Annotated in this window: 13 protein-coding genes and 1 pseudogene; 8 read left to right on the top strand and 6 right to left on the bottom strand. The window is 62.5% G+C overall.

Annotated features, from left to right (window positions below; translation table 11 throughout):
- Window positions 1-55: 55 nt before the first annotated feature.
- Window positions 56-280 carry a hypothetical protein gene (locus tag OKW28_RS20555; protein ID WP_018422453.1) on the bottom strand — a complete coding sequence of 75 codons (225 nt, stop codon included), beginning with the start codon at window positions 278-280 and terminating at the stop codon, window positions 56-58.
- A gap of 441 nt (window positions 281-721) precedes the next feature.
- On the opposite strand from OKW28_RS20555, the gene OKW28_RS20560 reads away from it, so the two are divergent.
- A complete protein-coding gene (locus tag OKW28_RS20560) occupies window positions 722-2053 on the top strand; it encodes an NRAMP family divalent metal transporter (RefSeq protein WP_429448390.1) in 1332 nt (443 codons plus the stop codon).
- A 39-nt stretch (window positions 2054-2092) separates the two neighbouring features.
- On the opposite strand, the gene argE is transcribed toward OKW28_RS20560, so the two are convergent.
- The 4 genes from argE to OKW28_RS20580 are packed head-to-tail and all read right to left on the bottom strand — an operon-like array spanning window position 2093 to window position 5726.
- Entirely contained in the window at window positions 2093-3256 is a 1164-nt protein-coding gene (gene argE, locus OKW28_RS20565; RefSeq protein WP_429448391.1) for an acetylornithine deacetylase, read from the bottom strand.
- Window positions 3249-3926 carry a DUF1028 domain-containing protein gene (locus OKW28_RS20570; protein WP_429448392.1) on the bottom strand — a complete coding sequence of 226 codons (678 nt, stop codon included), beginning with the start codon at window positions 3924-3926 and terminating at the stop codon, window positions 3249-3251. The genes argE and OKW28_RS20570 overlap by 8 nt, the downstream gene beginning before the upstream one ends.
- 10 nt (window positions 3927-3936) lie before the next feature.
- Window positions 3937-4368, bottom strand: a complete 432-nt coding sequence (locus tag OKW28_RS20575) for a RidA family protein (protein WP_429448393.1) — start codon at window positions 4366-4368, stop codon at window positions 3937-3939.
- Window positions 4368-5726, bottom strand: coding sequence for a flavin-containing monooxygenase (locus OKW28_RS20580; RefSeq protein ID WP_429448395.1), 1359 nt, complete (start codon window positions 5724-5726; stop codon window positions 4368-4370). The genes OKW28_RS20575 and OKW28_RS20580 overlap by 1 nt, the downstream gene beginning before the upstream one ends.
- A gap of 178 nt (window positions 5727-5904) precedes the next feature.
- Between OKW28_RS20580 and OKW28_RS20585 the strand changes: the two genes are divergently transcribed.
- From OKW28_RS20585 to OKW28_RS20615, 7 genes and pseudogenes are all read left to right on the top strand, one after another.
- Window positions 5905-6828 carry a LysR family transcriptional regulator gene (locus OKW28_RS20585; RefSeq protein ID WP_184005689.1) on the top strand — a complete coding sequence of 308 codons (924 nt, stop codon included), beginning with the start codon at window positions 5905-5907 and terminating at the stop codon, window positions 6826-6828.
- Between the two features lie 124 nt (window positions 6829-6952).
- Window positions 6953-8104, top strand: coding sequence for an SRPBCC family protein (locus OKW28_RS20590; RefSeq protein ID WP_429448398.1), 1152 nt, complete (start codon window positions 6953-6955; stop codon window positions 8102-8104).
- 43 nt (window positions 8105-8147) lie between these two features.
- Window positions 8148-9353, top strand: a complete 1206-nt coding sequence (locus OKW28_RS20595) for an ABC transporter ATP-binding protein (protein ID WP_429448400.1) — start codon at window positions 8148-8150, stop codon at window positions 9351-9353.
- A gap of 2 nt (window positions 9354-9355) precedes the next feature.
- On the top strand, window positions 9356-10411 hold the full coding sequence (locus tag OKW28_RS20600; protein WP_429448402.1) for an ABC transporter substrate-binding protein: 1056 nt from the start codon (window positions 9356-9358) through the stop codon (window positions 10409-10411).
- A 39-nt stretch (window positions 10412-10450) separates the two neighbouring features.
- Entirely contained in the window at window positions 10451-11707 is a 1257-nt protein-coding gene (locus tag OKW28_RS20605; RefSeq protein WP_429448404.1) for an ABC transporter permease, read from the top strand.
- A gap of 66 nt (window positions 11708-11773) precedes the next feature.
- On the top strand, window positions 11774-12601 hold the full coding sequence (locus OKW28_RS20610; protein ID WP_429448406.1) for an ABC transporter permease: 828 nt from the start codon (window positions 11774-11776) through the stop codon (window positions 12599-12601).
- A gap of 233 nt (window positions 12602-12834) precedes the next feature.
- Window positions 12835-13285: pseudogene (locus OKW28_RS20615) on the top strand (SET domain-containing protein).
- A gap of 158 nt (window positions 13286-13443) precedes the next feature.
- Here the strand turns inward: OKW28_RS20615 and OKW28_RS20620 are convergent.
- Window positions 13444-14220 carry a maleate cis-trans isomerase family protein gene (locus OKW28_RS20620; protein WP_429448408.1) on the bottom strand — a complete coding sequence of 259 codons (777 nt, stop codon included), beginning with the start codon at window positions 14218-14220 and terminating at the stop codon, window positions 13444-13446.
- Window positions 14221-14232: the final 12 nt, after the last annotated feature.

Below are 14232 nucleotides of genomic sequence, written 5' to 3' on the forward strand. Positions count from 1 at the left end.
CGGCCCACCAACGGCAACGGCTCCAAGCCTCTCGACTACCCTGCCAAGCGCAAGCTCATCCATGAGCATCCACCCACGCGCGCGCCCAGTCCAGGCCTGCATGGTGGGCTTCCTCCTCGCTATCGAATAGTCCCAGAATGCCTGATGCCTCGATCAGCTTTCCGCCTCGCGTAATGGTTCCGCTCGCCGCATAGCGCTCCGGTTGCAGGATGCCTTCGCCTTCCTGCTGAAGGATGGCATGCCCCCACAACGTGTACCCGTCGTAGTCGATCGTTTCCATTAGCGCACGACCCTGAAGGTTGTGGCGCGAGTCGTCACGCGAGGCATGCTCGCGGGTGCCTCTGGTGGATTCCAGACCTCAGCGTAGCCCGCTGCGTGCGCGCCCGTGCAAGGCGTCATGATCAGAACCGTGAATCCTGTCTTTTTCAAGATTTCTCCTTTCCAGCGGTTTTCTTCAGCGGCGGAAAAGACGCCTGGGCATTGAGACCTCACTTGCGAGGAGCTATCGCGGAGACTGGTCGTTCGCTCGCCGCGGTCGACGAGCGTTTCGCGCTGGCCGGCGCGGGTTGAGGATGTGACATTGTATCGTCAGCCTGAGGGAGTCCTGATAGTCGCCCCCGATAGCGTCACATCCGCTGAATATGTAAGCCGCGAAGCGAGTCGACGAAGGAACGTTTCGTGCGAGCGCTACAGCATCCCTGGTTTCCCGACGGTCAGGCGAATGCACTCTTCCCCCGACAGGGGCACCGCGCCCCGCGCCGCACAAGGTAGTACGCACGCTGCCTCGTCGCAGCCCGCCCGCTCGTGGGCCGCCGATCTCGGGCCGGGGCTGGCAAGTCTCGGCTGCGATAACGATCCCAGCGGTATCGCCACATATTCACTCGCGGGCGCGTGGTATGGCTATGACCTGCTGTGGACCTGCGTGCTGTCGTATCCGTCGATGGTCGCGTTGCAGCTGGTCTCGGCGCGTGTCGCTGCCGTCACTGGACATGGCCTGACCGCGAACATGCGCGCCCACTATTCGCCGGTGTTCTTCTATTTGGCGGTGGCGCGGTTCGTGATTGCGAACACGCTGAATATCGCCGTCAATGTGATGGCGATGGCCGCGGTCGTGCAACGCTTCACTCATGGGCCGCTTTGGTTGCTTGCCCTCGCATGCGGTTGCACGTCGATTGCGTTGCAGTGGTTCATTCCCTATGCGCGCTATGCGCAGGTGCTCAAATGGTTGATGCTGCCGATGCTCGCGTATGCCAGCGTGCTGCTGATCGTCGATGTGCCGTGGCACACGGTCGTGCTGCGCTCGTTCGTGCCGCACGTCGAGTGGAAAGAAGATTTCGTCACGATGCTGATGGCCGTGCTCGGTACGACGATGAGTCCCTATCTGCTTTTTTCGCAGGCCGAGCAGGAAGCACAGGAAGAGCATCGAAAGCACGAACAGCACGCGGCGCGGGGCGATCGACGTTCGTCAGAGCAGCTTCGCCGCTTGCGCATGCAGACCTTGACGCGCACCGCGCTATCGAGCGTGGCCGCATTGTGCATGATGATTGCGGCTGCGGCGACGCTACATGGTGCACAGACGCGGCCCGGCGAGCCCATGGAGCTTTCCAGGGTGCTCGAACCGCTAGTGGATGGCTACGCCGGCACACTGCTTGGGCTTGCACTGATCGGCTCAGCGCTGCTCGCACTACCTTCGCTTGCGGGTTCCGCTGCGCAAGCGGTCGCGAGTTCGTTCGACTGGCCCCACGGCCAACGGCGTGATCGGCGCATTGCTGTTCTGCTCGTTGCGCTCGCGGGGCTCGGGACGCTGCTTGGCGTTGCGCTCTGCCTATGGCACGTCGACCCTGTCAAGGCGCTGTACTGGAGCGCCATCGTCAACGGTATGACGATTACGCCCGTGCTGGTGCTTCTGGTGCTGCTGAGTGCGAAACGAGAAGCGGTCGGCGAAATCGTCGCGCACTGGTCGTTACGCGCGCTCTGCTGGCTCGCGACCCTGATCACCGGTGTGGTCGTGGTCGCGCACTTCGTGCTCGAAGTGGCGGAGCGCGTGTCCTGATGAACCCCTCACGCCCGATTTGCACCGCAGACGCGCAGGCTACCTCACGCTTTTGAGATGTTCAGCGAGGCGAGCGAACATCGCGTCACACCGGTTCAGTTGTTCGATCGTGATGAACTCATCCGGCTTGTGGCCCTGATCCATGCTGCCAGGTCCACAGACCACGGTCGGAATGCCCACCTGCGCGAACAGGCCGCCTTCGGTGCCAAAGGCGACCGTTTCGTATTGCTTCGATCCGCTCAACATCTCGACCAGGCGTGCCGCGTCGCTATCGGGTGAAGTCGCCAGCCCAGGATAGGCATTCAGCATCTGCACACTGACATCGGTATCGGGCTGCACCGCGCGCATCTTCGGCAGCAATTCGGCTGCTGCATAGCTTCGCAGTTGCTCCACCACCCGGTTGGGATCAAAGCCCGGCACGCCGCGCACTTCGAAATCGAACTCGCATTCGGCGGGAACGATATTCAGCGCGCGTCCGCCCTTGATGACGCCTGTCTGCACCGTCGAGAACGGTGGATCGAAACGCGCGTCGTGATGTTCCGGCCGCGCGAGTTCGTCGCCAATCTCTTCCAGTCGGTTGATCAGCCGCGCCGCGTATTGAATCGCATTGACACCGTGCGGCGCGTACGCGGAATGACATGGCGCGCCTTTCACGTGACAGCGCATCGCAAGCTTGCTCTTGTGTCCCAGCACAGGCTTCAACCCGGTCGGTTCGCCAATCAGACACATGCGCGGCTTATGCGCGCGCTTTTCGAGTTCGGCCAGCATCGGCCGCACGCCGAGACAGCCTACCTCCTCGTCATATGAAAACGCGAGATGCACCGGCACTTCGAGCTTCGGCTTCAGGAAAGCCGGCACTGCCGCCAACACGGACGCGATGTAGCCTTTCATATCGGCTGTGCCGCGTCCGTACAGTCGCCCTTCTTTTTCGGTGAGACGAAACGGGTCCACGGTCCAAGCCTGACCGTCGACGGGCACCACATCGGTATGCCCGGACAGCACGATGCCACCACGGTCTCGCGGACCGATCGTGGCGAACAGGTTAGCCTTGGTACGCTCGGCGTTATGGAACAGCTCGCTGTCCACACCGAGATCCGCGAGGTATTGCTGCACGAAGCCGATCAGTTCCAGATTGGAGTCGCGGCTGACAGTCGCAAAACCGATCAGCCGCTCGAGCAGTGCACGGCTCGACAACTCACTCATCGCCGGGCACTCCGTAGCTCGGCGCCGCGGTTGGATTCAACGCGCGTGCGATGTAGTCCCGCATCTGCGGCCGATACGCTTGCCAAAGCGCGGCAAGTTTGCCGATCGGATCGTCGTCGGCCCAATCGACCCGCAGATCGACGATCGGCCAGACGTGTGTATCGACGATCTTCAGAGCAGCCGAATGCACGGGCCCTGCTTCTCCGCCAGCTTCGGCGGCCGCATGCATCGCGTGTAGCAGACGATCGGCGAGCGCGCCTTGTGCACTCTCGAACGCTTTCACCATCGCGTCGATCACCGGCTTGCCGGCGAGCAGATTGCCCGCTGCCACACACTGATTTCCCGCGACGGCGTGATGCACGCCGAGTGCTTCCTTGCCGGTGAACATCGCGGTTCGCCCCTCACTGTCGACCACCGTCACCTGCCGGTATTCGCTCCATTCGCTCGCGCCTAGCGCCCGTTCGAGCGCCGTATCCGCCGCGATACGCCCGCTTTCCAGCAGATCGAGAATCTGCGGCCCGAGCGCGGGCTGCGTCACGTTCTGCGTCGCCACCGCACCGACGCCCGCGCGCGCCCACGTACACCTCGCCCCCACCGCAATGCTCGACGAACTGATCGCGATACCGAGCTGACCGGTCTTGCCACAACGTCCGACGATCGAGAATGTCATGGGTAGCTCCTCACGCCTGAGATGGCTTCCAGTTGTCCGGAATCACGGCGATCACGTCGATTTCCATCAGCCATTGCGGCTGGCCGAGCGCGCTGACGCACAGCCCCGTCGAAATCGGATACACGCCCTTCAGCCACTTGCCGACTTCCTGATACACCGGCTCGCGATAACGAGGATCAGTGATGTAAGTCGTCGTCTTGACGATATGCGACAGGTCGCTGCCCGCTTCCTCGAGAAGTTGCTTGACGTTCTTCAATGCCTGCTCGGCCTGCGCGCCCGGATCGCCGAGACCGACCAGCTTGCCGTCGAAATCCGTACCGACCTGGCCGCGCACATAGACCGTATTGCCCGCGCGAACCGCCTGGCAAAGATCGTTATCGAGCGACTGGTTCGGGTACGTATCCTTCGTATTGAACATGCGAATGCGGGTATGCGTAGGCATCAGTTCACTCCCACTTCTTTGGTCTTCGGCGCGTGCGATTCGTCGCACGCGGTATCGGTTGGATTCGCGCCGTGCACGCCGCGCGCGTCCTGCCGACGCTGCGACGCGTCGCGATACGCGAGGTATTTGCGCTGCGTGACGATGTGATCGGCGATGTGCTTTGCGTCGTGCCAGACGCCCCAGATAAACGACGACGCGCGCCGCGACAACCACGGCAAGCCGAGGAAATACACGCCCGGTTCCTTCGATACACCGCGCTGATGCTGCGGCTTGCCCTTATCGTCGAATGCGTTCACGTGCAGCCAGTTGAAATCGACGGCATAGCCGGTGGCCCAAATGATCGTGCTCACCCCCGCCTTCTTCAGATCCAGTTCCGGGAGCGGATGCGTCACGCACTCCGGGTCTGGTGGAATCAGGCGTGCGTCGGGGTCTTCCGGCAGGTCCACGCCGTTGCGCTCGACGTAGTCGTCGGCCGCGTCCAGTAGCGACATCAGGTTTTCGTCGCCACGCTTCAGATTGGCGGCGAGGTCCTGTTCGAAGGTCGCGACGCCATTCGCGAACGATTTCGTCGTGCCGACCAGCGTCATGCCCTGATGAGCGAGCCTGCGAAAATCGATGGTCTGGCCGCCGTACGCGCCGCTGACGGCAATGGTCACATGCTCGCGTCCCGGCACGGCGACTTCCTTGTCCCATTCGCCGAGTACACCCAGCCACCAGCAGAAATCGCGACCGCGATAGGCGCGCGGCGGACGGTCATGCGCACCGACGGACAGATAAACCTTGCGGCCCGCGCGTTGCAGTTCGTCCGCGATCTGCACGCCGGACGACCCCGCGCCAACCACGAGCACCGCGCCTTCGGGCAGCTGCGCCGGGTTCCGATAGTGGGCCGAATGAAGCTGCGTGAGCTCGACGTCCTGTGGCGCGATGGGGGGAATGACGGGACGCTGGAACGGCCCCGTCGCAACGACCACGCGACGGGCTTCGATCGTGCCATCGGACGTTGCGACCGTAAATCCTGCCCGGCCCTTCAGACGCTCGACGCTCGTGACTTCGACGCCCGTGCGGATCGGCGCATCGAACTTGCGCGCATAGGCCTCGAAGTAATCGGCGACCTGATCCTTGGCGGCGAACCCATCAGGATCGAGTCCTTCGAACTCCATATTGGGGAAGCGGTCGTGCCAGGCGGGACCATTGGCGACCAGTGAATCCCAGCGGCAGGTACGCCAGCGTTCGGCAATGCGGTCGCGCTCCAGCACGAGATGGGGTACGCCGAGTTTGCTCAGGTGTTCGCTCATTGCCACGCCAGCCTGACCCGCGCCTATGACCAGCGTGTCGATCGACAATTTTTCAGCCGACATGGCCTTCTCCTTCTGAAAAGCGCTCTGGATTCAGGTCACTCTCTCTCTTCGGTCGGACAGAATGTACGCCGCGTGGCGGGCAACAAAAACTATATTTTAAAAATGCTTTGCATCGTTTTTCGCTATGCAATCGACAATTGGCGAGCGACAATCGGTTCGACCGAACACGGAGCAACTGATGGACGGCAACTCGATACGCTACTCGTTGCGTCAGCTCAGGTATTTTGTCGTCACGGCCGAGACGCTTTCGTTCACCGCCGCGGCAAAGCGTCTGCACATTTCGCAGCCGTCTATCTCGACGTCGCTCGCGGATCTGGAGGAATCGTTCGGCGTCCAACTGTTCATCCGCCATCACGCCAGCGGGCTGTCGCTCACGCAACCGGGCCGCGATCTGCTCGGCCACGCTCGCAATCTGCTTCAGAACGCCGAAGAATTGCAGCTGACCGCGAAGGAAATCGACGGCGGCATGTCGGGCTCCATCTCGCTGGGCTGCATGGTGTCGCTGGCCCCGCCGCTGATGCCAGGCATCATCAGCCGCTTCGTGCAGGACTATCCGGCGGTCACCTTCCGTACGACGGAAGCGCATCAGGACACGCTTTTGAGCGGCCTGCGCGACGGCTCGCTCGATATCGCGCTGACCTACAGCCTCGATATCACCGATGGAATCGCGTTTACCCCACTGCTTTCGCTGCCACCGTATGTCATCCTGCCTAAAACACACAGGCTTGCACGGGCCCGCAAAGTGTCGCTGGCCGATCTGCTGCCCGAGCCCTATGTGATGCTGGACCTTCCGCATAGCCGCGAGTACTTCTCCGCGCTGTTCGACGCAGTCGGCAGCCGCCCTACCGCGGCTTTCCGGTCGTCACAGCCTGAAGTGGTGCGTGGCATGGTCGCCAACGGCCTAGGTTACAGCATACTCAACTTCCCGCTGAAGTCGACCCGAACAGTGGACGGCGAAGACTTCGTGATTAAACATTTCAAGGAAAGCGTCAATGCGACGACGCTTGGCATCGCACTATCGGGCGCCGTCAAGCCGCGCGAGGTTGTGAAGCGCTTCTCGGCATTCTGTGAAACGTACATTCGGCGCCTCCACATCGGTTAGCGGCCCGGAAAGCCTCTCGGCATAGGCATGAGCTATGCACTGCATGCAAAAACAATATTTTACCTAGCAATTTGGATTGTTAGATTGGTGCTCATCGGATGCACACACTGATGGGGGGCCCCCTATGTCAGCCATTCTTCAGTCGACGGACACTGAGCTCGACATCGTTCGCGCCCTGCGCGAGAACTGCGAGCGTCCGTTCGGGGATGCACACGCAATGCCGCCGGCCGTCTACACGTCGGAGGCGTTTCTCGCGCTCGAACGGCGCGACGTGTTTCGCAACGAGTGGTTGTGCGTGGGCCGCGCGAGCGCGCTCGCACAGAGCGGCGACTATCTGACCGCGCAAATCGACGACCAGCCGGTGTTCGTGCTGCGCGATGCGAGCGGTGCGTTGCGCGCATTCTCGAATGTTTGCCTGCACCGGATGTCGGTATTGCTTGAAGGGCGCGGCAACGTGCGCCGGATCGTGTGCCCCTATCACGCATGGAACTACACGCTCGATGGTTCGCTCGCGGGCGCGCCGTTGATGGATCGGCAGCCGGGCTTTTGCAAGGAACAATACAAGCTGCCTGCCGTGCGCTGCGAGACGTGGCAAGGCTGGATCTACGTAACGCTCAACGCGCACGCGCCTTCGGTGGAATCACATTTGTCCGGGCTGACGAAGCTGATCGAGCCGTACGGCATGAGCAACTACGTCGAGACCTTCCACGAAGAGCACGTGTGGGACACCAACTGGAAGATCCTCGCGGAAAATTTCATGGAGAGCTACCATTTGCCGATGCTGCATCGCGCAACGGTCGGGCCGCACTCGAAGCTCGAAGAAATGGAATGTCCGCCGGGCTGGCCTGCGTTCAACTATCACTGGATCACCAAGGAAGCGTCGCTGCCGATCGGCAACGCGCATCCCAGCAATACACGTCTGCAAGGGCACTGGCGCCGTACCACCGCGCTGCTGGCGATCTACCCGACACACCTGATCACGCTGACGCCCGGCTACTTCTGGTATCTGATCCTGCAGCCGCGGGGCGTCGGCCGCGTGCATATCCGCTTCGGCGGCGGCCTCGCACCGGATTTCGTCGACGATCCGCGAGCCGCCGATTACATGGCTACGCTGAAGACGCTGCTCGACGAAGTCAACGCCGAGGACCGGCGCGGCGTCGAGGCCGTGTTTCGCGGCGTGCACGCGCCACTCGCGAAGCCTGGCCATCTGAGCCCTCTGGAACGGCCGAATTACGACTTCGCCCGCTATCTGGCGGGACGCCTGGGCGCGAAGTGATTTGCCGCCCCACGTGGACCGCCAACACTCTGCCGAGTTACCCATGTCAAGCCAACCATTTATTTCGTTCGACGGCGTCAGCAAGTCATACGACGGCGTGCATAGCGTCGTCGAGGGACTCGATCTCGATGTCGCGCACGGTGAATTCGTTTCGCTGCTCGGTCCGTCCGGTTCCGGCAAGACCACGACACTGATGATGCTCGCGGGATTCGAAGCGCCGACGCGCGGCGAGATCCGCCTCGCCGGCAAGCGTCTGGACGACAAGCCGCCGCATCGGCGCGATATCGGCATGGTGTTTCAGAACTATGCGCTGTTCCCGCACATGACGATTGCCGAAAACGTCGCGTTTCCGCTGTCGGTGCGCAAGATAAGCCGTAGCGAACAGAAAACGCGCGTGACGCGCGTGCTGGACATGGTGGAGTTATCGCATCTGGCGGCACGGCGTCCGTCGCAACTGTCCGGTGGCCAGCAGCAGCGCGTTGCGCTTGCCCGCGCGCTGGTTTTCGAGCCGAGCGTAGTGCTGATGGACGAGCCGCTTGGCGCGCTCGACAAACGCCTGCGTGAAACCATGCAATACGAAATCATGCGGCTGCATCGCGAACTGTCGCTGACGATCGTCTACGTGACCCACGACCAGAACGAAGCGTTGACGATGTCGGACCGCGTCGCCGTGTTTTCCGATGGACGCATCCAGCAGGCCGCCGCACCGACCGAACTCTACGAAAACGCGGCGAATGCGTTCGTTGCCAATTTCGTCGGCGAGAACAATGGACTGACCGGTCGCGTCAATTCCGACGGCGGAGAATGGGCTGCGATGCAGCTGGCCGATGGCAGCACTGTGCGCGGACGCCCAGGCGCGGGGCTCGCGTCGGGCGACACGGCGGTGCTGGCGCTGCGTCCCGAGCGCGCGCACATCGCGGCGACGCCGGACGCCGTGCAGGAAGCGACACGGCAGAACATGAACGTCGTGCACGCGCTCGTCGAGGAACTCGTCTACTGCGGCGATCATCATCGCGTGCATTTGAAGCTCGGTCATGGCGAAAGCATGGTGGTCAAGGTGCCGAACACACAGCACCATGATCTGCCCGCACTGGGCCGTCAGACCGCCGTGACCTGGCGGCGTGACGACTGCAAGGTGCTGCCCGTCATGGCGCCCGCGCCGCATTCCGCCGCCGCGTCCGGCGGCGCCGACTATTCCACTGTTGCCGTTCCCTCGTCCGCCTCGCCACTTATCGCAGGAGCCAACTAGAAATGAAGACCAAGTTCTCGTCATTCCGGACCACCCTCACGGCTTGCGCACTCGGGGTGTTTGCCACCGCCACGGTTCACGCGGCCGATACGATTTCCGTCGTCACCTTTGGCGGTGCGTACGAAGCCGCCGCCAAAAAAGCATGGTTCGAACCGTTCACCGCGAAAACCGGCGACCAGTTCTCCACCGAGTCCTACGATGGCGGCCTTGCCAAGCTGCAAGCGATGGAACAGTCGAAGAACCCGACCTGGGATCTGATCGACCTCGAAACCAACGACGCGATCACCGCATGCGACGAAGGCCTCATCGCCAAGTTCGACAAAAAGGCGCTCGGCAACACCAGCGATTTCCTGCCCGGGTCGATCAGTGACTGCGCCGTCAGCGCGATGGTGTGGTCCACCGTCTATGCGTATGACACCAGCAAACTGAAATCCGCGCCTACTACCATCAACGACTTCTTCGACCTCAACAAGTACCCGGGCAAGCGCGGCATGCGCAAATCGCCGAAGGTCGCGATGGAATGGGCGTTGATAGCCGATGGCGTGGCGCCCAAGGACGTCTACAAGACGCTCTCCACGCCGGCTGGCGTCGATCGCGCGTTCAAGAAGCTCGACACCATCAAGCCGAGCATCGTGTGGTGGGAGGCGGGTGCGCAGGCGCCGCAACTGCTCGCCGACGGCGCGGTCGTGATGACGCAGGCGTACAACGGCCGCATCGACGACGCCGTGCACAAGGACAAGAAGCCCTTCAAGATCGTCTGGGATGCACAGGTGTACGACTACGAATGGTGGGCCGTGGTCAACGGCGCGAAGCATGCCGACGCGGCACGGAAGTTCATCGTCGCATCCTCGACACCGCAGGCCTATGCGGACCTGTCGAAGTACATCGCGTACGCGCCGCCGCGCAAGGACGCCATTCCGCTGATCGACAAGGCGCGTCTGAACGATCTGCCGACAGCGCCGGAGAACTTCAAACGCCCGCTGCAAATCAACGCGACGTTCTGGGCCGACAACGCGGATGCGATCAACAAGCGGTTCCAGAACTGGCTGACGCAGTAGCGCCAGATCGAACGAACGTCACCCGAGAGATCGAGCACGATGAACACGCAGCTGCCATCCACCGCCCCTTTTGGCCGCGGCCCGCAGGCCGCGAACCGCGAGTCGTTTCGCGCCGCGCGCCGCAAGGCCGCGATGCGCGCGTTGCTGCTGGCTTTGCCGTTGCTCATCTTTCTGCTGGTGACGTTCGTCGCGCCGATCGCGAGCCTGCTCGCGCGCAGCGTGCGAAACCCTGAAGTGCGCGCCGGCATGCCGCAATTGAGCACGGCGCTGGCCGGATGGGACGGTGCGGGCGTACCCGGCGAACCGGCCTTTGCCGCACTCGCGCACGACCTGAAGGACGCCAGCGAATCCGGCCAGCTCGGCAATATCGCGCGACGCATGAACTTCTATCGACCAGAGTTCCGCAGCCTGCTGTTCAAGACGGCGCGTGCCACACGTTCGCAAACGCCCGCGCAATGGAAGCCCGCCCTGATCGATCTGGATGAACGCTGGAACACACCGGAAACCTGGCGGCTCCTCAAGCGTGCGTCGATCTCGCCCACGCCCGACTATTTGCTGAACGCCGTCGACGCGCAAGTCGCGCCCGATGGCTCGGTGACGTCCGTCGCGGCGGACAGCGCCATCTTCCGCGCGGCCTTCGGACGCACGGTCACGATCAGTGCGACGGTCACGCTGCTGTGCCTGGTGCTGGGTTATCCCGTGGCGTATCTGCTCGCGACATTGCCGGAGAACCAGAGCAACCGGCTGATCCTCTTCGTGATCGTACCGTTCTGGACATCGCTGCTGGTGCGGACCACCGCGTGGTATGTGCTGCTGCAACCGGGTGGTGTGATCAACAGCGCGTTGCTCCGCTTTGGGCTCATCAATCATCCGTTGCCGCTGATTTTCAATCGCACGGGTGTGTTGATCGGCATGACGCACATCCTGCTGCCATACATGATCCTCGCGATCTTTTCGGTGATGAAAGGTGTCCCGCCCGTGTACATGCGCGCGGCGAAATCCCTCGGCGCGCATCCGGCTGTGGCCTTCGTGCGAGTGTATATTCCGCAAACGCTGCCGGGTGTCGGCGCGGGATGTTTTCTCGTGTTCGTGCTCGCGCTCGGTTATTACATCACCCCCGCCCTGCTAGGCGGCGCCGGCGACGAAATGATCAGCCAGCTGATCGCGTCGCAGACCAACGATCGGCTCAACTGGGGACTCGCGGGTGCGTTGTCGTGCTATCTGATCGCATTCACGGCGGTGTTCTATTTCATCTTCAACCGGCTGGTCGGTATCGACCGCTTGCGCTTCGGCTAACGCGCCGCGCAATCGACGCTAATGGGTTGTCGCTCCTTCGTATGGTTGATCAACAGGCAGACTCAGATGAAAGACGGACGAACCCGGCTACTCTCGGAACGCATCGCGGGCGCGGGACTACGTGTGCATTGCGCGCTCATTTTCTTTTTCCTCGTCGCGCCGATCCTCGCGATCGTGCCGCTGTCGTTCAACTCCGGCTCATTCTTCTCGTACCCGATGCAGGGCTTCTCGCTGCGCTGGTACGCGCAGGCGCTGAGTTCGCCGGACTGGCAACGCGCGTTGGCGAACAGCATCGGCATCGGCGCGGCGTCGACGCTGATCGCGACGGTGCTCGGCACGCTCGCCGCGCTCGGCTTGAGCCGCACGCAGTTTCCTTACCGCTCGATCATCATGCCGATCATCGTGTCGCCGATGATCGTGCCTATCGTTGTCGTCGCGGCAGGGTTTTATCTGGTCTTTTCGCCGCTCGGCCTGGTCAATTCGTATATCGGCGTCGTGCTTGCGCATGCCGCGCTCGGTACGCCCTTCGTGGTGATCACCGTGACGGCTTCGCTGCTGTCGTTCGATCAAAGCCTGCTTCGCGCTGCGTCGGGGCTGGGCGCGCAGCCGTGGGTCGCGTTTCGTCGCGTCACGCTCCCGCTGATCACGCCCGCCGTCGCAACGGGCAGTGTGTTCGCATTCGCGACGTCGTTCGACGAAGTGATCGTCATTCTGTTCATTGGCGGCCCCGAGCAGCGCACCGTGCCGCGGCAGATGTGGAGTGGCATCCGTGACCAGATCGACCCGTCGATCCTTGCCGTGGCCACACTGCTGATGGCGTTCGCCATCGCCCTGTTCGCCTGCATGAACTGGTTGCGCAAGCGCGCAGCGGCGGCCAGCCGCTCGTTTGCCTGAGCCGACTGTTGTGCCAGCGTGATGCCGTGGACATGCGACTTGATAGCCTCCCTGTAATGGTCGACCGTTGCCAGCCTCGTTGCGGCAAAGCCGGAACCCTTGGCGCGGCCCGTCCTTGGCTGTTAGTTGCGCTTTTAAAAAGAAAAATATTGAGCACCTGAGTGTGTGGCGATATGCTTCGCATCGCCGCTAAACCACATGCAACGACCGAGGGTCGCGAAGGAAACGACAAAATGCGATTGCGACGCATCACCGCACGACGCTCACCAGTGCATGGCATGGGACTGTTCGCCCTGCAGCCGATCGCCCCGGGCGAACGGGTGATCGAGTACAAGGGGGAAGTGACCAGTTGGCGGCGCGCCGCCGCCCGTCAGCGAGCCGACGCGGGCCACACGTTCGTGTTTGGGCTGTCCAGCGGACGAGTGATCGACGGCAGCCGCGGCGGCAACAGCGCCGCGCTTTCTGAACCATGCGTGCGCCCCCAACTGCGAGGCCATCGAGACCGGCGACCGGGTGTTCATTCATGCGCTCGCCACGATCGCACCCGGGGAGGAGCTTTTCATCAATTACGGTCTGTCAGTGGACGGCCCGGTCACCGACGACATTCGCGCCCAGTACACGTGTCATTGCGGCGCGCCGGCATGTCGTCGAACCATGCTGGGAAATGACGGACAGTTGTCGTAGTCCTGCCGCCGCGCAGACGCTTCGATGAGCGATTCCTGCGGCGGTTCATCCGACGCGCCTGCCGCGTCTGTGGTGCGCGTCGATGTCTGGAACATGGCCTCGGCGTCGATCGCCGCATGGTCGCCCCGACGCGCTGCGTCGCGTTTCAAGGTACAACGTCACAGCGCAAACAGCCGCCCAAGATGAGCCTCGCAATCTCCCACGCCGGCGAGCCGCAACGCGTGCCACGCCATCGCGTAGTTGCTCGATATCACCGGCTTACCGATCGCCGCCTCTAGCTCCGGAATCAAGCCGGCGATGCGCAAGCTCGTGCACGATACGAAAATCGCCTCCACGTCACGATTGCGCGCAAGTCGCTCAACACCAGTTCGCAACGACGCCGCATCGATCCGCGCCACTTCGTTATCGTTCGCATGCTCGAACGACGCCATGCGCGTAATGCCGTGACCACGCGACTCGATATAGTCGCGCATGTATTCGTTGATCGAACGCACATAGGGAGTAAGCAGGGCCGTACGTTGGACGCCTAGTGCGTGAAGCGCCGCCAGCGCCGCGGTGATCGGCGTAGTGCACGCGGCGTCCGCACGCGCTTCGCGAATCCGCGCGAACACCTTTTCCTCCCCAATCACCATCGACGCGGACGTGCAGCCAAACGCCACCACATCGATACGCTCTGCCGGACGGATCAGCGCGACCGCCGGTGCAATACGGTCCTCCATTTCCGCTAGCCGTTCGGGCGTGATGTCCGCCGAGTTATACACACGGCTTTCGTAGAACGCCACGCCGTCCTGCGTCAGCAAGCCCCGCCACTCATGCTCGATCGTATGATCGGTGGCGAGCACCACGAGCCCAATCGCGGCACGACGGCCGATGCCGTCGTCCAGCGTGAAATCGAGCTTCGTGTACACGTCGTCATGCTGTGCAATCGCACTCATTTCGGAGTCGTC

This window comes from Paraburkholderia sp. 40 (assembly GCF_050434105.1).
GTDB classification, from domain to species: Bacteria; Pseudomonadota; Gammaproteobacteria; order Burkholderiales; family Burkholderiaceae; genus Paraburkholderia; species Paraburkholderia tuberum.

Excerpts from the sequence above, each read along its gene's own strand:
- OKW28_RS20555 (WP_018422453.1), bottom strand. The coding sequence starts at position 280 with ATGGAAACGATCGACTACGACGGGTACACGTTGTGGGGGCATGCCATC.
- OKW28_RS20560 (WP_429448390.1), top strand. The coding sequence starts at position 722 with ATGCACTCTTCCCCCGACAGGGGCACCGCGCCCCGCGCCGCACAAGGT.
- argE (WP_429448391.1), bottom strand. The coding sequence starts at position 3,256 with ATGAGTGAGTTGTCGAGCCGTGCACTGCTCGAGCGGCTGATCGGTTTT.
- OKW28_RS20570 (WP_429448392.1), bottom strand. The coding sequence starts at position 3,926 with ATGACATTCTCGATCGTCGGACGTTGTGGCAAGACCGGTCAGCTCGGT.
- OKW28_RS20575 (WP_429448393.1), bottom strand. The coding sequence starts at position 4,368 with ATGCCTACGCATACCCGCATTCGCATGTTCAATACGAAGGATACGTAC.
- OKW28_RS20580 (WP_429448395.1), bottom strand. The coding sequence starts at position 5,726 with ATGTCGGCTGAAAAATTGTCGATCGACACGCTGGTCATAGGCGCGGGT.
- OKW28_RS20585 (WP_184005689.1), top strand. The coding sequence starts at position 5,905 with ATGGACGGCAACTCGATACGCTACTCGTTGCGTCAGCTCAGGTATTTT.
- OKW28_RS20590 (WP_429448398.1), top strand. The coding sequence starts at position 6,953 with ATGTCAGCCATTCTTCAGTCGACGGACACTGAGCTCGACATCGTTCGC.
- OKW28_RS20595 (WP_429448400.1), top strand. The coding sequence starts at position 8,148 with ATGTCAAGCCAACCATTTATTTCGTTCGACGGCGTCAGCAAGTCATAC.
- OKW28_RS20600 (WP_429448402.1), top strand. The coding sequence starts at position 9,356 with ATGAAGACCAAGTTCTCGTCATTCCGGACCACCCTCACGGCTTGCGCA.
- OKW28_RS20605 (WP_429448404.1), top strand. The coding sequence starts at position 10,451 with ATGAACACGCAGCTGCCATCCACCGCCCCTTTTGGCCGCGGCCCGCAG.
- OKW28_RS20610 (WP_429448406.1), top strand. The coding sequence starts at position 11,774 with ATGAAAGACGGACGAACCCGGCTACTCTCGGAACGCATCGCGGGCGCG.
- OKW28_RS20620 (WP_429448408.1), bottom strand. The coding sequence starts at position 14,220 with ATGAGTGCGATTGCACAGCATGACGACGTGTACACGAAGCTCGATTTC.